At 71.3% G+C, this 17,192-nt stretch carries 17 protein-coding genes and 2 riboswitches; of the genes, 10 read left to right on the top strand and 7 right to left on the bottom strand.

Annotated elements, in window-relative coordinates:
* Positions 1-443: 443 nt before the first annotated feature.
* On the bottom strand, positions 444-989 hold the full coding sequence (locus tag ACPL7H_RS11515; protein WP_424797050.1) for a hypothetical protein: 546 nt from the start codon (positions 987-989) through the stop codon (positions 444-446).
* 102 nt (positions 990-1,091) lie between these two features.
* On the opposite strand from ACPL7H_RS11515, the gene purN reads away from it, so the two are divergent.
* The gene (purN, locus tag ACPL7H_RS11510; protein ID WP_424797049.1) at positions 1,092-1,709 is read left to right on the top strand and encodes a phosphoribosylglycinamide formyltransferase; all 618 of its coding nucleotides are present in this window, start codon (positions 1,092-1,094) and stop codon (positions 1,707-1,709) included.
* 36 nt (positions 1,710-1,745) lie between these two features.
* Positions 1,746-1,837, top strand: a riboswitch (ZMP/ZTP riboswitch).
* Positions 1,838-1,874: 37 nt separating this feature from the next.
* Complete coding sequence (purH, locus tag ACPL7H_RS11505) at positions 1,875-3,452, top strand: bifunctional phosphoribosylaminoimidazolecarboxamide formyltransferase/IMP cyclohydrolase (protein WP_424797048.1); 1,578 nt, start codon at positions 1,875-1,877, stop codon at positions 3,450-3,452.
* A 16-nt stretch (positions 3,453-3,468) separates the two neighbouring features.
* Here the strand turns inward: purH and ACPL7H_RS11500 are convergent, their stop codons facing one another.
* Positions 3,469-4,698 (bottom strand): NAD(P)/FAD-dependent oxidoreductase, encoded by a 1,230-nt coding sequence (locus ACPL7H_RS11500; RefSeq protein ID WP_424797047.1) that lies wholly within the window; start codon positions 4,696-4,698, stop codon positions 3,469-3,471.
* 27 nt (positions 4,699-4,725) lie between these two features.
* Here ACPL7H_RS11500 and ACPL7H_RS11495 point away from each other — a divergent pair, with 27 nt between their 5' ends.
* Entirely contained in the window at positions 4,726-5,019 is a 294-nt protein-coding gene (locus ACPL7H_RS11495; protein WP_424797046.1) for a DUF3017 domain-containing protein, read from the top strand.
* Between the two features lie 20 nt (positions 5,020-5,039).
* On the opposite strand, the gene ACPL7H_RS11490 is transcribed toward ACPL7H_RS11495, so the two are convergent.
* Entirely contained in the window at positions 5,040-6,035 is a 996-nt protein-coding gene (locus ACPL7H_RS11490) for an MIP/aquaporin family protein (RefSeq protein ID WP_424797045.1), read from the bottom strand.
* A 238-nt stretch (positions 6,036-6,273) separates the two neighbouring features.
* Between ACPL7H_RS11490 and ACPL7H_RS11485 the strand changes: the two genes are divergently transcribed.
* The 4 genes from ACPL7H_RS11485 to ACPL7H_RS11470 all read left to right on the top strand — a co-directional run bounded on the left by ACPL7H_RS11485 (position 6,274) and on the right by ACPL7H_RS11470 (position 11,755).
* Entirely contained in the window at positions 6,274-9,315 is a 3,042-nt protein-coding gene (locus ACPL7H_RS11485) for an alpha-mannosidase (protein ID WP_424797044.1), read from the top strand.
* 186 nt (positions 9,316-9,501) lie between these two features.
* The gene (locus ACPL7H_RS11480; protein WP_424797043.1) at positions 9,502-10,503 is read left to right on the top strand and encodes a malate dehydrogenase; all 1,002 of its coding nucleotides are present in this window, start codon (positions 9,502-9,504) and stop codon (positions 10,501-10,503) included.
* Positions 10,504-10,527: 24 nt separating this feature from the next.
* Positions 10,528-10,800, top strand: coding sequence for a hypothetical protein (locus ACPL7H_RS11475; RefSeq protein WP_424797042.1), 273 nt, complete (start codon positions 10,528-10,530; stop codon positions 10,798-10,800).
* Between the two features lie 79 nt (positions 10,801-10,879).
* Complete coding sequence (locus ACPL7H_RS11470; protein ID WP_424797041.1) at positions 10,880-11,755, top strand: hypothetical protein; 876 nt, start codon at positions 10,880-10,882, stop codon at positions 11,753-11,755.
* Positions 11,756-11,776: 21 nt separating this feature from the next.
* Here ACPL7H_RS11470 and purU read toward each other — a convergent pair whose 3' ends face one another.
* Complete coding sequence (gene purU, locus ACPL7H_RS11465; RefSeq protein ID WP_424797040.1) at positions 11,777-12,640, bottom strand: formyltetrahydrofolate deformylase; 864 nt, start codon at positions 12,638-12,640, stop codon at positions 11,777-11,779.
* 93 nt (positions 12,641-12,733) lie between these two features.
* Between purU and ACPL7H_RS11460 the strand changes: the two genes are divergently transcribed.
* The 3 genes from ACPL7H_RS11460 (at position 12,734) to ACPL7H_RS11450 (ending at position 15,714) form a co-directional block, all read left to right on the top strand.
* Positions 12,734-13,345 carry a GNAT family N-acetyltransferase gene (locus tag ACPL7H_RS11460; RefSeq protein WP_424797039.1) on the top strand — a complete coding sequence of 204 codons (612 nt, stop codon included), beginning with the start codon at positions 12,734-12,736 and terminating at the stop codon, positions 13,343-13,345.
* A 51-nt stretch (positions 13,346-13,396) separates the two neighbouring features.
* Positions 13,397-13,483, top strand: a riboswitch (ZMP/ZTP riboswitch).
* Positions 13,484-13,526: 43 nt separating this feature from the next.
* Positions 13,527-14,828, top strand: coding sequence for a serine hydroxymethyltransferase (gene glyA / locus ACPL7H_RS11455; protein WP_424797038.1), 1,302 nt, complete (start codon positions 13,527-13,529; stop codon positions 14,826-14,828).
* A 7-nt stretch (positions 14,829-14,835) separates the two neighbouring features.
* A complete protein-coding gene (locus ACPL7H_RS11450) occupies positions 14,836-15,714 on the top strand; it encodes a bifunctional 5,10-methylenetetrahydrofolate dehydrogenase/5,10-methenyltetrahydrofolate cyclohydrolase (protein WP_424797037.1) in 879 nt (292 codons plus the stop codon).
* Positions 15,715-15,766: 52 nt separating this feature from the next.
* Here the strand turns inward: ACPL7H_RS11450 and ACPL7H_RS11445 are convergent, their stop codons facing one another.
* The 3 genes from ACPL7H_RS11445 to ACPL7H_RS11435 are packed head-to-tail and all read right to left on the bottom strand — an operon-like array spanning position 15,767 to position 17,117.
* Positions 15,767-16,093, bottom strand: a complete 327-nt coding sequence (locus ACPL7H_RS11445; protein ID WP_424787451.1) for a hypothetical protein — start codon at positions 16,091-16,093, stop codon at positions 15,767-15,769.
* Positions 16,090-16,815: a hypothetical protein gene (locus ACPL7H_RS11440; RefSeq protein WP_424797036.1), complete on the bottom strand. Its 726-nt coding sequence runs from the start codon at positions 16,813-16,815 to the stop codon at positions 16,090-16,092. Before ACPL7H_RS11440 ends, ACPL7H_RS11445 begins: the two co-directional genes overlap by 4 nt.
* On the bottom strand, positions 16,812-17,117 hold the full coding sequence (locus ACPL7H_RS11435; protein WP_424797035.1) for a WXG100 family type VII secretion target: 306 nt from the start codon (positions 17,115-17,117) through the stop codon (positions 16,812-16,814). Before ACPL7H_RS11435 ends, ACPL7H_RS11440 begins: the two co-directional genes overlap by 4 nt.
* Positions 17,118-17,192: the final 75 nt, after the last annotated feature.

Below are 17,192 nucleotides of genomic sequence, written 5' to 3'. Positions count from 1 at the left end.
GGCGCCCCGGGCGGTGCGAGGTGCGGATCCACCCGGACGGCTCGGTCTCGGTCACCGATGACGGGCGCGGCCCGGCGATCCATCGGGACGACGACGGCCGGATCATCCGCAAGCCCGTGATGGCCACCCGGGATCTGCGGTTCTTCGATACCGACGAGCAGGTGCTGCCGGACGGTCGACCCCGCCGGGGCATGTCCACCGTGGCGGCCCTCAGCGTGTGGCTGGAGCACACCAACCACCGACTCGAGGGGGCCTGGTGCCAGCGCGACGAGTACGGCGTGCCGGCCTCGGACCTCGTGGAACGGCCAGCGGGGGGGGCGAACCGGGACCACGGTGCACTTCCTGCCCGCACCGGACGTGCCGGCCGGCTCGCGACCGGATCCGGCGGTGCTGGGTGCGTTCGACTCCCTGACGGTGAACCTGCAGGAGTGAGTCGAGCCCGCTCAGCCGCCCGGGATGGTGCCGAACCGGTCCTCGATCGCCTCCTGGTAGATCCGCTCACACCGGTCCTGGGCGGAGACGGTGATCGCCGAGCGCAGGCACTCCTGACGCTCCATCTGCTCGTTCCACACGGCCAGGCTGCCCAGGGTGGTGACCACCAGCATGCCGCTGAGCATCAGGCCGAACACGAGCAGGACCACGATCCCGCCGCGGATCTGCTCCTTGAACACCCGAACCAGGGCCCTGACCCCGACGACCACGGCGCCGATCGCGAACGCCAACGACATCAGGTGCCAGGGCAGATCCACCTGCATGGTCAGCACCGCCGCCAGCATGAACAACCCGAAGTGCAGCACCGAGCGGGAGACCGAGGCCAACTGCTCCGGGGTGGGCTTGGGGCGTTCGGGCCGCCCGGCCCGACCCTGCCGGCCGGGTGCCTTCCCGGGGCCCGGTCCGCCGTCGGCCGGGCTGGGCGCATCAGGGCCGGTGTGTTCGCGCTGCTTCGGTGGGCGGGATGCCGGATCCGGTGGCGCATACGGGTTCGACACCCATGACCCCTTCCCAGTTCTGTGGATGCGATGGTTTCGACGGCTGCAGGTACGGCGCCGCTATTGTCCCAGATCGCGGCCGTGCTACTAAAGTCGGCTCTCGTGACCACCCCAGCGCGCCTCGTCGTCCTGATCTCCGGCGGGGGATCGAATCTGGCCGCCCTCCTGCGAGCGTGCGACGATCCCGGCTACGGGGCCGAGGTGGTGGCGGTGGGGGCGGACCGGCCCAGCGCCGCGGGCCTGGCACTGGCCGAAGCCGCCGGCGTGCCCACCTTCGTGGAGCGCGTGGGCGGCTATCCCGAGCGTGCCGACTGGGATGCGGCCCTGACCGATCAGGTCGCCGCGCACGAACCGGACCTGGTGATCGCGGCCGGCTTCCTCAAACTGGTGGGCCCGAGGTTCCTGGCCGAATTCTCCGGCCGGTACCTGAACACCCACAACTCCCTGCTGCCGGCGTTCCCGGGCATCCACGGGCCCAAGGAGGCGCTGGAGTACGGGGTGAAACTCGCCGGTGCCACACTCTTCGTGGTCGACGACGGCATGGACACCGGCGCGATCATCGCCCAGGTGGCCGTGCCGGTGCTCGACGACGACGACCTGGAGGCACTCACCGACAGGATCAAGGTGGCCGAGCGGGAGCAGTTGGTGCACACCCTGGGACGGATGGTCCGGGAAGGGTGGCGCGTGCAGGGGCGCCGGGTCCGCCTCGGCTCGGCCTGAGGTGCCACCGGGCGGGCGGTCCCGCACGCTAGGCTGGGCGGTGGCCGTGACTGGCGCCTGAGGTGGAGCACCACCGGGGAGCGGCCGCCTGGAGAACTCCTCGTGCACCGCTCGCCTGGGTGCCGGGGCGATGAGACACCACCCAACCCAGGAGCCCGCCGAACCATGACCGACAAGATCCGCCTGCGCCGCGCCCTCATCTCCGTCTACGACAAGACCGGGCTGGCCGACCTCGCCCGCGCGCTGCATCATGCCGGCGTGGAACTGGTTTCCACCGGTTCCACCGCCGGGGTGATCGCCGGGGCCGGAGTTCCGGTGACCCCGGTGGAGGAGGTCACCGGGTTCCCGGAGTGCCTGGAAGGCCGGGTCAAGACCCTGCACCCGAGGGTGCACGCCGGCATCCTGGCCGACCGGCGCAAGCCCGACCACGTGGACCAGCTCGAGGACCTGGGCGTTGCCCCGTTCGACCTGGTGGTGGTCAACCTCTACCCGTTCACCCGGACGGTGGCCTTCGGCGCCGGCCCCGATGAGGCCGTGGAGCAGATCGACATCGGCGGCCCGGCGATGGTGCGCGCGGCCGCGAAGAACCACCCGAGCGTGGCTGTGGTGGTGGACCCGTCCAGATATTCGGACGTGGTCGCCGCCGCCGGAGGGCAGGGCTTCACCCTCGCGCAACGACGACACCTGGCCGCCCAGGCGTTCCGGCACACCGCCACCTACGACGTGCACGTGGCCTCCTGGATCGGCAACGTGCTCGCACCCGACGACGACGGATCGGGCTTTCCGGGGTGGGTCGGGGCCACCTGGGAGCGTGCCTCGGTGCTGCGCTACGGGGAGAACCCGCACCAGCGAGCCGCGCTGTACACCGACGGCTTCGGACCGAGCGGGCTTGCCGGGGCGGAGCAGTTGCACGGCAAGGAGATGAGCTACAACAACTACGTCGACGCCGATGCCGCCTGGCGCGCCGCGCACGACCACGGTGACGTGGCCACCGTGGCGATCATCAAGCACGCCAACCCGTGCGGGATCGCGGTGGCCGAGGGCATTGCCGCCGCCCACGCCAAGGCCCACGCCACCGACCCGGTCTCGGCCTTCGGGGGAGTCATCGCCGCGAACCGCGAGGTGGACGCGGCGATGGCGGCCCAGGTCGCGGAGGTGTTCACCGAGGTCATCCTCGCCCCGTCCTTCAGCGCCGAGGCGCGCGAGATCCTGACCCGGAAGAAGAACGTGCGCCTGCTCACCGTCCCGGGTACCGGGGCCGAGGGCGGCACCGAGTTGCGCAAGATCTACGGCGGCATGCTGATGCAGAGCGCCGATGCGATCGACGCCGACGGCGACTCCGCCCCGAACTGGACCCATGCCGCAGGTGAGCCGGCGGACGAGGACACGCTGGCGGACCTGGAATTCGCCTGGCGGGCGGTGCGGGCGGTGAAGTCCAACGCCATCCTGCTCGCCGATGCAGGCGCCGCGGTCGGGATCGGTATGGGCCAGGTGAACCGCGTGGACTCCTGCCGGTTGGCGGTGGAACGGGCCAACACCGGTGAGCACGAGCGGGCACGTGGGGCGGTGGCTGCCTCCGATGCGTTCTTCCCGTTCGCCGACGGGTTGCAGGTGCTGCTGGACGCGGGCGTGCGCGCCGTCGTCCAGCCCGGCGGGTCGGTGCGCGATGACGAGGTCATCGCCGCCGCCCGGGAGGCCGGTGTCACCCTGTACCTGACCGGCACCCGCCACTTCGCGCACTGATTCGGGTGCCGGTGGATCATCCCAGCACAGCGGCGCGCAGCCGCACCGCGGGGTCCTCGGCAGCAGCCAGGTCCAGGTCGGGAAGGGCGCCGGTGCCGAGGAGTCTGCGCGCGGCGGACACATCCCGGGGCATGTCGGCGATCACCGCCCCGACCAGCTTGGGGCCATCGGTGACCAACGCCGTCCAGGGTCCGGTCTGCGCCATCGGGGGCTCGCCGTACTCGCGGACGACCAGATCGCCGTGGACCCGCCCGAACACGCTCAGGTGGTGGCCCAGTTGGGTGGAGTAGATGAACGGGGCCGGGCGTTGCTCGGGTACGTCGAGCCCGAGCATCGCCGCACCGAGCCGGTCCGGGTCGTGCAGCGCGGCGGACCAGTGCCCACCGGGGACCTGCCCGAACAACGGGTCCTCCCGCCAGGCACAGTCACCCACCGCCCACACCCCGGGCACCTCGGTGCGGCCGTTCGCGTCGGTCAGCACGTGCCCCCTGGCGCCCAGCGGCACCGCGCCGGTCAGCCACCCGGTGGCCGGCACCACCCCCACGGCTGCCAGCACCACATCGGCACCGATGCGCTCCCCGTCCCCCAGTTCCACGCCGTCGGACCGGACGGTCGCCACCGATGTGCCGGTGCGCAGCTCCACCCCGGCCTCGGCGTACCAGGGGCGGGTGCGTTCGCCGAGCTCGGCGGGCAACTGTCGCGACAGGGGCTGGGCGGCGGCCTCCACCACCGTGACCCGGCCGCCGGCAGCGGCCGCCACACCGGCCACCTCGGCCCCGATCCAGCCGGCGCCGATGATGAGCAGGCGCTGCCCGGTCGCGGCCAGTCTGGCCCGGAGACCGACCGCGTCGGCGGCGGTGTGCAACGCTGAGGCCCGCGGCCAGGGGTTCAGCGGCACCGAACCGCACGCCAGCACCACCGCATCGGCGTTCAGCTCGGCGCCACTGGCCAGGCTGAGCCGGTGGCGGCGCCCGTCGGGACGCAACTCCACGGCGTGCTCGCCCAGGTACACCTCCTGGGCCAGGTCGTGCAGGTCCTGGCCCAGTTCCTCGTGCAGCCACGCCGGCTCGGGCCGGCTGAACAGTTCCTTGGACAGCGGTGGCCGGTCGTAGGGGCCCACGTCCTCGGCCCCGACCACGCTGATCCGGCCCTGGTAGCCACGTTCTCGGAGCGCCGCGCAGGTGCGCAGGCCGGCGAGGCCGGCGCCGACGACCACGACATGCGCTGGGGGCGTGCTGGTGTTCACGCACACAACGGTAGTCTCGGTGCCGCCATGAGCCGCAATCCCGCGCCGGAGATCCACCGGCCCCCGCCGCCCCGGACGTGGGCGTTGTGGTGGGCCCTCGGCGGGGTCGTGGTGGCGGTGCTGCTGGCCCTGATGGTCGGGGCGCGGGTGGCAGGGGTGGCGTTCGCCGTGCACCTGGGAGTGCTCGGTGCGATCCGTCTGGCGCTCCCGGCGCCGGGCCCGCTCGGGATCAGCGCGCGCTCACGGCTCTTCGATGTGGCCTTCCTGTGGCTGGGCGCCGTCGGTATCGCGCTGATGGCGCTGACAGCGGACAACCTCTAGCCGGGTGCACCCGAGCCGGCTCAGCCCCGTCGGCCCGGATCGGCGCCGGCGTCGCCGAACTCGTCCTCGTCGACGTCCACCTGGGCGACCGGCTCGGCGTCATCGGGGTCGAACTCCACGGTGGTGCGCTCCTCGGCGTCCAGGTCCGGCAGCGCCGCGGCACTGGAGACCTCCTCGGTGTCGGGAACCTCCTCGGCCCAGTCGTCGTCCCCGGCCCAGTCGTCCTCCTCCACCAGTGCCATCTCCGGGGTCGGCGCGAACAGCAGGTAGGCCAGTCCGGCCACCCCGCCGCCGATCATCGGAGCGAGCCAGAACAGCCACAACTGCCCCAGTACGGCCGGCTCGGCGAAGATCGCCGCAGCGGTGGAGCGGGCCGGGTTCAGACCGCCCCCGGTCACCGGGTCCAGGGCCAGGATCAGCCCGGTCAGGGTCAGTCCGGCCGCCACCGGGGCCACGTGCGTGCGGCCGCGGTGGGAGGTCGCCAGCACCACCGCGGTCAGCACCGCGGCACCCACCGCCTCCAGCAGCAGCACCTGGACCAGGCCGAAGCTCATCTGCCCGCCGGAGATCTGGGCGAGGTAGGACTGGTCGCCGAAGGTGTTCGCGGCCTGGCTGAACAAGGCCTGGTCACTGGCGCCCACCTGGGTCGCCAAACCGGCCGGCAACGTGGCGAACAGCACCGCCGCGGCGGCGATCGCACCGACGAGCTGGCCCAGCCAGTACGCCGGCAGATCACCCCAGCCCAACTGCCCCTTGACCGCCGCGCCCAGGGAGATCGCCGGGTTGATGTGGCCGCCGGAGACCCTGGCGAACAGCGCGATGGCGGCCGCGAACGCGACCCCGAAGGCCAGTGCGTTGATCAGCGGGTCCACCTCCCGCAGGGTGCCGCTGTACAGCAGCGCCCCCAGTCCGATGAACACCAGGATGAAGGTCCCGGCGGCTTCCCCGGCCACCCGCGTTATCAGCGGGTACGCCGCCGGGGCGGCGGCCGGGACAGTGGTGGGCTGTTCGCTCATGGTTTCCTCTCGAGCGGAATTGAGGTCGCAGTTGATCCTCTCACCCCGACCACGGTGGCCACGCCACCGGGGTCGGGGTGCAGGTGGAAAGGTGGTTGTGAGCGCCCGCGGCGGCTGCCAGGGTTGTCAGGTCACCTGTCAGCCCGGTCTGCGCCGGCCACGCAGCAGACGAACCAGCCGGCCACGCAGCAGACGAACCATCCGACGACGGCGAGGCACCCTCGCGAGGAGTGAAGGCATGCACGACACCACCGACCGCACCCTGGGGCGCCTGCGGCGATTCGTGGACGAGTGGCTGTTGGCGGCGCAGTACCGCCACCGCGCCGCGCTGGAGGTCACCTCCTGGGAGGTGCCGGACGAACCGGTGCCGTTCAGCCAGGCCATCCAGGGCCGGTACCGGCCGCACCCGACCGGCACCCCGTGGGGCAAGCCGTGGGGCACGGTATGGTTCCACGTCACCGGCACGGTCCCGCCGGAGTGGTCCGGCGAGATCGGTGCTGGGCAGGTGCGTCCGGAACTGGTGGTGGACCTGGGCTTCTCCGGGGCCAACCCGGGGTTCCAGGCCGAGGCGATCGTCTACTCGGCCCAGGGGGAGATCCTCAAGGCGCTGGAACCGCGCAACCAGTACGTGGTACTGCCGGCGGCCGCGGGGGACCGGATCGATGTCTACATCGAGGCCGCCGCGAACCCCGACGTCCCCCAGGGCTCCTTCACCAAGCCCACCACGATGGGTGAGAAGTCCACCGCCGACCCCAGCGAGCTCTACACGCTGCGCACCGTGGACGTCGCCCTGCTCGATGTGCCGGTGTGGGAACTGGTCCAGGACGTAACCGCACTGGGCGGGCTGGTCGAAGAACTCAGCGCCCAGGTCCCCCGCCGCGCCCAGATCGTGGCGGCGCTGGAGGACATGCTCGACGCGATCGACCCGGCCGACCTGCCCGGCACCGCACAGGCGGGCCGGGCGACCCTGGCCAAGGTGCGGGCCGCCCCGGCCTACGCCTCCGCCCACTGCGTCCACGCCGTCGGGCATGCCCACATCGACTCGGCCTGGCTGTGGCCGGTGCGCGAGACGGTGCGCAAGTGCGCGCGCACGTTCGCCAACGTGCTGGCGCTGATGGAGACCGACCCCGACTTCACCTTCGCCTGCTCCTCGGCCCAGCAGTACGCCTGGATCGAGCAGTACTACCCCGAACTGTTCGCCCGGATCGCCGAGAAGGTGCGCGAGGGCCGGTTCATCCCGGCCGGCGGGATGTGGGTGGAGTCCGACACCAACATGCCCGGCGGGGAGGCGATGGCCCGCCAGTTCCTCGAGGGCAGCGGCTACTTCCTGGACACCTTCGGGGTGGAGACGACCGATGTGTGGCTACCGGACTCCTTCGGCTACACCGGTGCCCTGCCGCAGATCGCAGCCGCCGCGGGCAAGGACGCCTTCTTCACCCAGAAGATGTCCTGGAACGACACCAACGCGATGCCGCACCACACCTTCGACTGGGAGGGTATCGACGGCAGCCGCATCTTCACCCACCTCACTCCGGTGGATACCTACAACTCCGACCTGTCCGCCCGGGAACTGGCCCGCGCCCAGCGCCAGTACACCGAGAAGGGCCGGGCGAACACCTCGCTGGTGCCCTTCGGCCACGGCGACGGCGGGGGCGGACCCACCCGGGAGATGATCGCCGCCGCCCGGCGCACCGCGGACCTGGAGGGTTCACCCACGGTGGTGCTGTCCTCACCGGCGAGGTTCTTCGCCGCCGCCCGGGCCGAGTACACCCACCCGCCGGTGTGGTCCGGGGAGCTCTACCTGGAGTACCACCGCGGCACCTACACCTCCCAGCACCGGACCAAGGCGGGCAACCGGCGCACGGAGCACCTGCTGCGCGAGGCCGAGCTGTGGGCCGCCACCGCCACCGTGCGCACCGGAGCGGCCTACCCCGCCCAGGACCTGCAGCGGCTGTGGCGCCTGGTGCTGCTGCACCAGTTCCACGACATCCTGCCCGGCACCTCCATCGCCTGGGTGCACCGCGAGGCCGAGCAGCGCTACACCGAGACGATCGCCGAACTGGAACAGATCATCGCCACCGCGCTGGCGACCCTGGCCGGCGCGGGCAGCGAGGAGGTGACGTTCAACTCCGGTCCGTTCCCACGTGGGGCAGTGCCCGCCCTCGGCGCGGGCACGGCTGCCGGAACAGCCGACGACGGCGTGACCGACCTGGTCCGGGACGGTACCGGCGTGGTGCTGGACAACGGACGGCTGCGGGTCGGTATCGACGGGCGCGGGCTGATCACGTCCGTCCTGGACCTGCGCACCGGCCGCCAGGCACTGCCGCCGGGGCAGGTAGCCGGCCTGCTGCAGGTTCATCGGGACATCCCGAACCAGTGGGACGCGTGGGACATCGATGAGCACTACCGGCGCAACGTCCGCGACCTGACCGAGGCGACCTCGGTGCAGGAGATCACCGAGACGTCCGGCGGCGCGGGGGTGCAGGTGCAACGGCGGTTCGGCGACTCCCGCATCGTGCAGCGCTACCTGCTGCCCGACGGCGCCCACCGGGTGGAACTGACCACCGAGGTGGACTGGCACGAACGGCACACCCTGCTGAAACTGGCCTTCCCCCTGGATGTGCGCGCCGAACAGGCAGCCAGTGAGATCCAGTTCGGTCACATCCACCGCCCCACCGCGGCGAACACCTCCTGGGACCATGCCCGGTTCGAGACGGTGGCGCACCGCTGGGTGCACGTGGGTGAGCCGGCGTACGGCTTCGCCGTCGGCAACGACTCCACCTACGGCCACGACGTCACCCGGACCACCCGCGCCGATGGCGGCACCACCACCACGGTGCGCCAGAGCCTGCTGCGCGCCCCGATGTTCCCCGACCCCGACGCCGACCAGGGCAGGCACACGCTGCGTTCGTCCCTGGTGGTGGGCGCGGAGATCGCCGACGCGGTCACCGAGGGGTACCGGATCAACCTGCCCGAGCGCACGGTGACCGGTTCCGGGGCGGTGGACCCGCTGGTGCAGGTGAGCGATCCGGCGGTCGTCGTCGAGGCGGTCAAGTTGGCCCGCGATGGCAGCGGGGACGTGATCGTGCGGCTGTACGAGTCCCGGGGCGGGCGGGCCAGGGCCACGGTGACGCCCGGGTTCGAGGCCACCGGCGCGCTCGCCACCGACCTGTTGGAGCGGCCCGGCCGGGACCGCGGGGTCGAGGTGAACCCGGACGGGCGGGTCGAGCTGGACCTGCGCCCGTTCCAGGTCGTCACCCTCCGGTTCGCCCGGTCCTGACCGTCTCGCCGGTCCCCGGTGCGACGACCGGTCGATTCTGCCCTCAGCGGTCGTGCACTATATAACTAGGGAGCACCGCACCACATCCCCGGAGCGCACCCGGGCCGACGGCACCGACCCGGGGCCCGTGCAGCGCCCGGCTGCGACCAGGCAGTCCCGGGGCAACCCGACCTCGAAGGAGCACCGATGTCTGAAGCACCCACCACCGCGCCGGTCAACGTCACCGTCACCGGAGCCGCCGGTCAGATCGGGTACGCCCTGCTGTTCCGGATCGCCTCCGGTCAGCTGCTCGGACCCGACGTGCCGGTCCGGCTGCGGTTGCTGGAGATCCCGCAGGCGGTCAAGGCCGCCGAGGGCACCGCGATGGAACTGGAGGACTGCGCCTTCGGCTTGCTGCGCGGGGTCGACATCTTCGACGAGGCCGCCGCGGCGTTCGACGGCGTGAACGTGGCACTGCTGGTCGGCGCCCGGCCCCGCGGTGCGGGCATGGAGCGCGGCGACCTGCTGGAGGCCAACGGCGGCATCTTCAAGCCCCAGGGTCGGGCCATCAACGCCGGTGCGGCGGACGACGTGCGCGTGCTGGTGGTAGGCAACCCCGCCAACACCAACGCCCTGATCGCCCAGGCGCACGCCCCGGACGTGCCCGCGGAACGCTTCACCGCGATGACCCGCCTGGACCACAACCGGGCGGTCTCCCAGATCGCCACCCGCACCGGGGCTGCCGTAGCGGAGATCGAGAACCTGACCATCTGGGGCAACCACTCCGCCACCCAGTACCCCGACATCTTCCACGCGCGCATCGCCGGGCGCCCCGCCCCCGAGGTGATCGACGACGAGGACTGGCTCGCGAACACCTTCATCCCCACCGTGGCCAAGCGCGGAGCGGCCATCATCGACGCCCGCGGTGCCTCCAGCGCCGCTTCGGCCGCCAACGCCGCGATCGACCACGTGCACGACTGGGTGAACGGCACCGGAACGGACTCCTGGACCTCGGCGGCGATCCCCTCCGACGGTTCCTACGGGGTGCCGGAGGGGCTGATCTCCTCCTTCCCGGTGCGCAGCACCGATGGTCGATGGGAGATCGTGCAGGGCCTGGAGATCAACGAGTTCTCCCGCACCCGGATCGATGCCTCGGTGGCCGAGCTCACCGAGGAGCGCGACGCGGTGGCCGGACTCGGGCTGATCTGAGCAACGCGCACTAACCTCTCGGCCATGACCAGTCACACCGATCGTCCCCACCCGGATCAGCTCGCTGCCCTCGCCGGGCGGCGCCGACGCAACCTGTTCATCACCACGGTGATCCTGGAGGTCATCGGCTTCACCCTGGTGGTGCTGGGCTGGGTGGTGGTCGAGGAGATGACGCTGGTCTGGGTCGGTGCGGGACTGGTGTTGCTGGCTGCGGTCTACCTGCCGGTGGGGCTGGTGGCGCTGAGCCGGGTCGGGGCGGATGCCCGGCACATCACCCCACCGGGCGGGCGCACCTGAGTCGAACGGGTCGCCGGTAGGCGGTTCTGCCGGCCTCCTCGCCTTTCGGGCCGGGCCCGGGTGAACTATCGTCGGGTTCATGGCGCGCGTCTTCAACCCCCCACCCGGCTGGCCCAAGCCCGAAGAGGGCTGGACGCCGCCGCCGGGATGGAAACCCGACCCGAGTTGGCCCGAGCCGCCGCAGGGTTGGGACTTCTGGCTGGAGAAGGCAGACGACGTCGGCTCGAGCCTGTTCGGCAGTTCGGCCCTGTCGTCCGGATCCTCCCTGTTCGAGACCAGCGACACCGCTGCCTCCTACGGCAGCGTGTCCCCTTCCGGTGAGGCACACATCCCCGGGGCGCCCAGCGGTCCGGACTTCCACGTCTCCAACCGCGAGCCGCGGTCGGCCTCCGACGGCGTGAGCCAGTCCTCCGCCGGGGCGCCGGCCTCACCCTCGAGCGCCTCGCCGGGTCCGGGCGGATCCGCGGGCGGGTCGCCGTACACCGCCGGTGCCTCCACGCCGAGCGGGGTGCGCGCCGGTGCCACCTACGGTCAGAACGGCCCGACGGTGTCCACCCATTCCGGTTCGTCCACCCCGGGCGGCAACCCCAACGCGGCGCCTCCGGTGGGCCCGCAGGGTGGTGGCAAGACGGTACTGCTGGGTCTGGTGCTGGTGCTCGTCGGCGTCGGGGTGACCGGTTACAGCTACTTCAGTGCCACGCCCGGTGAGGAGTTCCGCCTGCTGTGGGTCCCGGTCGTGTTCGGTCTGATCCTGATGATCCAGGGCGCGGTGCGGATGGCGCGTGCACGTGCGAAGCGACAGCAGTTGGGCACCGTGTCCACCGGGTACAACCCCGGCGGGCACCTCACCCAGCCCGGCGGTGGCGGCGATGCCTCCGGCGGTCTGCAGACCGGTCACTCCTCCACAGTGCCGATGCAGAACCCGACCGACCCCAAGGGCTACAAGAACCGCTGAACCCGACCCCGCGCGCAGGTGTCAGCGGAACACCACGGTGCGGTGACCGTCCAGCAGCACCCGGTGTTCGGCGTGCCAGCGCACCGCCCTGGCCAGCACGCGCCGCTCGACGTCCTGGCCCATCGAGACCAGGTCGGCGACCGTGTCGGCGTGGGTGACGCGCTCGACGTCCTGTTCGATGATCGGACCCTCGTCGAGGGAGGCGGTGGCGTAGTGGGCGGTGGCGCCGATGAGCTTGACGCCCCGGTCATGGGCCTGGGCGTAGGGGCGGGCGCCCTTGAAACTGGGCAGGAACGAGTGGTGGATGTTGATGACCCGCCCGGCCAGCTCCGCGCACAGCCAGGGTGAGAGGATCTGCATGTACCGGGCCAGCACCACCAGTTCCACGTCCAGGTCACGCACCAGGCGCAGCAGCCGGTGCTCGGCGGCGTCCTTGGTCTCCTTGGTGACGCCGATGTGGTGGAAGGGCACCTGGTAGAACTGTGCCAGCGGCGCCAGGGTGGTGTGGTTGGAGACCACCCCGAGGATGTCCACCGGCAGGCGCTGGGAGCGCTGCCGGAACAGCAGGTCACCCACACAGTGCTCGGTGGTCGAGCCCAGCACCAGGGTGCGCAGCGCCCGTCCGGCCACATCCAGTTGCCACGTCATCGAGAACCGCTCGGCTATCTCGCCGATCGCCCAGTGCAACTCTCCCCGGGGTGTGCTCGCCTCCACCTGCACGCGCATGAAGAACAGTCCGGAGTCGGGATCGCCGAACTGCTGGGACTCGGTGATGTTGCCGCCGTGCGCGGCCAGGGCCCCGGCCACCGCGTGCACGATTCCGGAGCGGTCGGGGCAGGACAGCGTCAGCACCCAGTGCACCGGGGAGGAAGTCTCGATCGTCACGCCCACGAGGGTACCGGCAGGGCCCAGCGCCCGGATGCGCCCCACCGGCGCCGTTGGCGCAACGGACGCGCCCGCGGATGCCAAGATGGGGGTATGGATGACCAGTTGCGGATCGACGTCGTCGACGATGCCCACGCCGGGGAGTTGCTCACGGTGCGCCGGGCCGCGTTCGTGACCGAGGCCCAACTCTACGGCGACGCGCACATTCCTGCGCTGACCCAGACCCTGGAGGAGTTGCGCGCCGACCTGCAACGCCCGGACGTGGTAACCCTGGCCGGTTGGTCGGGCACACGCATGGTCGGTTCGATCCGGGTGGGCCTGGAGGAGGACCGTGCCCTGCTGGGACGCCTGGCGGTGGTGCCGGACCTGCAGGGCCGGGGCATCGGCACCCGGTTGCTGATGGCGGTGCTGGCCTACCTGCCCGAGGGCACCAATGAGGTGTGGGTGTTCACCGGCCAGGACTCCAAGCAGAACCTGTCCCTGTACGCCAAGGCCGGCTATGAGCACCAGTACGACCAGAACGCCGGCGACCTCACCTATGCCTACCTGCGCAAGATCCTCGGTGACGTGGAGGTGGCCGAGGACGGCGACGACGGTGACCCGGAGGCCGACGACGGCGACCCGGGGCCCGACGACGGCGGCCGGGAGTCCGATGGCGACCCGCAGTCCCACGGCCGTGCCCCGGGCGAAGCGGCGCAGGGCTGACCCAGCCGGGGGACTACCGGTGGCGGCCGGGCCGATCTGCGGTTGTTAGGGTAGTGCCGTCGCGACTGGCGCCGAGGTGGAGTCACCACCGGGGAGCGACGGCAACAGGACTGCAGGTCGCCCGCCTGGGCCGAGGTCCACCACCTACCCTTGTCGATGCGTTGCCGAACCGGAGGAACCGATGAGCCAGTCCCCACATTCCGACGTCCCGATCAACGAGCAGTCACTGGCGGACCTCGATCCGCAGATCGCTGCCGTTCTGGAGGGAGAACTGACCCGCCAGCGGGACACCCTCGAGATGATCGCCAGCGAGAACTTCGTCCCGCGTGCGGTGCTGCAGGCCCAGGGCAGCGTGCTGACGAACAAGTACGCCGAGGGCTACCCGGGCCGGCGCTACTACGGCGGCTGTGAGCAGGTGGACATCGCCGAGTCGTTGGCCATCGACCGTGCGCTGAGCGTCTTCGGAGGCACCTACGCCAACGTTCAACCACACTCCGGCGCCAGCGCCAACGCGGCCGTCCTGCACGCCCTGATCCGCCCCGGGGACACCATCCTGGGCATGGAACTGGCCCACGGCGGGCACCTGACCCACGGCATGAAGCTCAACTTCTCCGGCCGGTTGTACAACGTGGCCGCCTACGGTGTGGACGAAACGACCCACCAGGTCGACTACGACGCGCTGCGGGCCAAGGCCATCGAGGCCCAGCCCAAGGTCATCATCGCCGGATGGTCCGCCTACCCCCGGCACCTGGACTTCGCGGCCTTCCGCGAGATCGCCGATGAGGTCGGTGCCTACCTGTGGACCGACATGGCCCACTTCGCCGGCCTGGTCGCGGTGGGGCTGCACCCCAACCCGGTGCCGCACTCCGACGTGGTCTCCACCACGGTGCACAAGACGCTGGGCGGGCCGCGCTCGGGGATGATCCTGGCCAACGACGCCGAGCGGTTCGGCAAGAAGCTCAACTCCGCCGTCTTCCCCGGCCAGCAGGGCGGGCCCCTGATGCACGTGGTGGCCGCCAAGGCGGTGGCGATGAAGGTGGCCGGCACCGCCGAGTTCGCCGAGCGCCAGCAGCGCACCATCGCCGGTGCGCAGGCCCTGGCCGAGCGGCTGGGCGCCGAGGACGTCACCGACGCCGGGGTCTCGGTGCTCACCGGGGGCACCGACGTGCACCTGGTCCTGGTGGATCTGCGCCACTCCGAACTGGACGGTCAGCAGGCCGAGGACCTGCTGCACGCTGCCGGCATCACCGTCAACCGCAACGCGGTGCCGTTCGACCCCCGGCCCCCGATGGTCACCTCCGGGCTCCGCATCGGCACCCCGGCACTGGCTGCACGCGGGTTCGGCGAGGCCGAGTTCACCGAGGTCGCCGACATCATCGCCGGGGTGCTGGCCGCCGGCGAGGGTGCCGACATCGACGCCGCCAAGGCCCGCGTGCAGGCACTGACCGCCGCCTTCCCGCTCTACCCCGGCCTGGAGCAGTGAGCAGCCGATGACTGAGGCAGCACCTGTCGGTGAAACGTCGCCCGCCCGCATGCTCCCGGGCCGCCCGGTGGCCGATGCGGTGATCGCCGAACTGGCCCCACGGATCACCGCCCTCACCGGGGCCGGCCGGCGCCCCGGGCTGGCCACCATCCTGGTGGGAGGTGACTCGGCCTCGGCCGGGTACATCCGGATGAAGCAGGACAAGGCAGCCGAACTCGGCATGACGTCCCCGCACACCCATCTGCCCGAGGACGCCACCCAGGCCGACCTGGAGTCCGCGATCGCCGACTTCAACGCCGCCGAGGAGGTGCACGGCATCCTGGTCCAGCACCCCACCCCGTCGCAGATCGACTTCGACGCGGCGATGCTCACCATGGACCCGGACAAGGATGTGGACGGGTTGCACCCGGTGAACATGGGTCGCCTGGCCCTGGGCATGCCCGGTCCGGTCCCGTGCACCCCGGCGGGCATCGAGACGCTGCTGGCACACTATGAGATTCCCGTCGCCGGCCGTGAGGTGTGCATCCTGGGCCGGGGTACCACGCTGGGGCGGCCGCTCGCGCTGCTGCTGTCCCAGAAGCGGCCCACCGCCAACGCGGCCGTCACCGTGGTGCACACCGGGGTGAGCGACTGGCACCGCTATACCCGACGGGCCGAGGTGGTCATCGCCGCGGCCGGGGTACCGGGGATCCTGCAACCGGAGCACATCAGCCCCGGCGCCACCGTGATCGGCGGCGGAGTGCGCTACTCGGGACGCAAACTGCTACCGGACGTGGACGAACGGTGTGAGCAGGTGGCCGGGGCGATCACCCCGCGGGTCGGGGGAGTGGGCCCCACGACGATCGCGATGCTGCTGCGCAACACCGTCGAGGCCGCGGAACGGTGACTCCCCTCACGCTGAGCCGGCGTGGGCCGGGCGGTGACCCCCGCTGAGATGCTCAGGTACCCGGCCGGCGGTCCAGGCGCTCGGCCTCGGCCCGTGCCTGCTCCTGGAGGCGGGCCCGCTCGGTCTCATCCAGGCTGTCCAGTTCTTCTTGGTGTCTGGCCAGGCCCTGCTGGGCGACCCGGGCGAAATCCTCGGACTCGGCCAGGTCCCGGGCCGAACGCCGTCCGGCGAGGATGTCGTCGTAGAACGCGGCGGACTGAGCATCGGGTGCCTGGTCGCGTAGGATCCGCATCGCCTCGGCGAGTTTCTTGTGCGCCGGGCTGCCGACCGGGATCGAGGACAGCATCGGCTGATCGGGTTCGGGGGTCTGATTGCTCATGAGGTCACCAATGCGTGGTTGTAGCCGGAGGGGAGTTCGGTGTCCCTGAATCCGTGGATGGCGCCCAAGTACCCGGGGACCACACCCGCGAAGACGTTGATCACGGCCTGCCCGGCGGAGAGTGCGTCGGCCGCGGTGCTGACGGTTTGGATCGTCTTGGCCACCGCGGCCGCGGTGGCCCCGCCGCCGATGACCGCGCCCACTCCCGTCCAGGAGGACGCGGCCGCGGCGGCGGCGACCGCGGCGGTGTAGATGATCCAGTCGGTCACCGCGGTGAACGCCGAGATCGCCGCTTCGGAGGTGCGGTGCATCCCCACGGCGACGGCGCGGAAGTCCCCGGCGGAGTTGTTCAGCGACGCAGCGAGCTCGGTCAGCGCCGGGATCAAGGTGTCGTTCATGTAGCCGGCGGCGGCCTCGGCGGCCTGACCTTCCCAATCGGCTTGGACCTTGCGGGTGTCGGCACCGATGTGGGCGCCGGCCTCGCTGGAGAAGCTCGCCAGGTTCTCGTACGCCCGGGCGGCCTGGGCCACGGAGTTCCAGTCGCCACTGAAGGTCTTGGACACCTCCGCCAGCGGGTCCCAGTCGAAGACCCAGTTCACCACGGTGCGGATCCAGCCGCTGGGGCTGAGGATCGTGCCCATCGAACTGATCACCAGTTCGGCCAGATCCGGGATGATCGGCTCGTCACTCGGCGTGACGAGTGCGTCGGCCGGGCCGCTCATCTGGGGTACTTCCCGTCCATCTCGGCGGCGACGTCGTCGTCGGTCTCGGCGTAGTAGTCGGCCGAGGCCTCCAACTCCGCCCCCGAGGACCGCAGGACATCCTGCATGTGGTCCAGGGCGTCATCGACGGCGCTCCGCACCTGCGCGGCGAGGGAGGTGAAGTTCTGGAAGATCCCGTGGCCGCCGGTCAGGGTGCACCAGGTTCCGTGGTAGGTCTTGGCGGTTCCGGTGTCATCGGCATAGCCATCGATCGACCTGCCGAACTTCCGGAGCGCCTCCGGGTCGACGTACAACTCAGTCACGCGCGTCTCCTCCTTGTTGGGCTCGGTCCGAGTGGACCATGCTAGGAGGGTGAGACACCAGGGGAGAACTACCCA

This window comes from Pseudactinotalea sp. Z1732 (assembly GCF_049724975.1).
Lineage (GTDB): Bacteria > Actinomycetota > Actinomycetes > Actinomycetales > Beutenbergiaceae > CALKWS01.
This window is presented reverse-complemented; position numbering and strand designations above follow the sequence as displayed.

Bases quoted from the DNA above. Each gene is read 5' to 3' on its own strand.
- ACPL7H_RS11475 (WP_424797042.1), top strand. From the start codon at position 10,528: ATGACCAGTCACACCGATCGTCCCCACCCGGATCAGCTCGCTGCCCTC.
- ACPL7H_RS11450 (WP_424797037.1), top strand. From the start codon at position 14,836: ATGACTGAGGCAGCACCTGTCGGTGAAACGTCGCCCGCCCGCATGCTC.
- ACPL7H_RS11480 (WP_424797043.1), top strand. From the start codon at position 9,502: ATGTCTGAAGCACCCACCACCGCGCCGGTCAACGTCACCGTCACCGGA.
- ACPL7H_RS11460 (WP_424797039.1), top strand. From the start codon at position 12,734: ATGGATGACCAGTTGCGGATCGACGTCGTCGACGATGCCCACGCCGGG.
- ACPL7H_RS11490 (WP_424797045.1), bottom strand. From the start codon at position 6,035: ATGAGCGAACAGCCCACCACTGTCCCGGCCGCCGCCCCGGCGGCGTAC.
- ACPL7H_RS11470 (WP_424797041.1), top strand. From the start codon at position 10,880: ATGGCGCGCGTCTTCAACCCCCCACCCGGCTGGCCCAAGCCCGAAGAG.
- ACPL7H_RS11440 (WP_424797036.1), bottom strand. From the start codon at position 16,815: ATGAGCGGCCCGGCCGACGCACTCGTCACGCCGAGTGACGAGCCGATC.
- glyA (WP_424797038.1), top strand. From the start codon at position 13,527: ATGAGCCAGTCCCCACATTCCGACGTCCCGATCAACGAGCAGTCACTG.
- purH (WP_424797048.1), top strand. From the start codon at position 1,875: ATGACCGACAAGATCCGCCTGCGCCGCGCCCTCATCTCCGTCTACGAC.
- ACPL7H_RS11495 (WP_424797046.1), top strand. From the start codon at position 4,726: ATGAGCCGCAATCCCGCGCCGGAGATCCACCGGCCCCCGCCGCCCCGG.
- ACPL7H_RS11485 (WP_424797044.1), top strand. From the start codon at position 6,274: ATGCACGACACCACCGACCGCACCCTGGGGCGCCTGCGGCGATTCGTG.
- ACPL7H_RS11445 (WP_424787451.1), bottom strand. From the start codon at position 16,093: ATGAGCAATCAGACCCCCGAACCCGATCAGCCGATGCTGTCCTCGATC.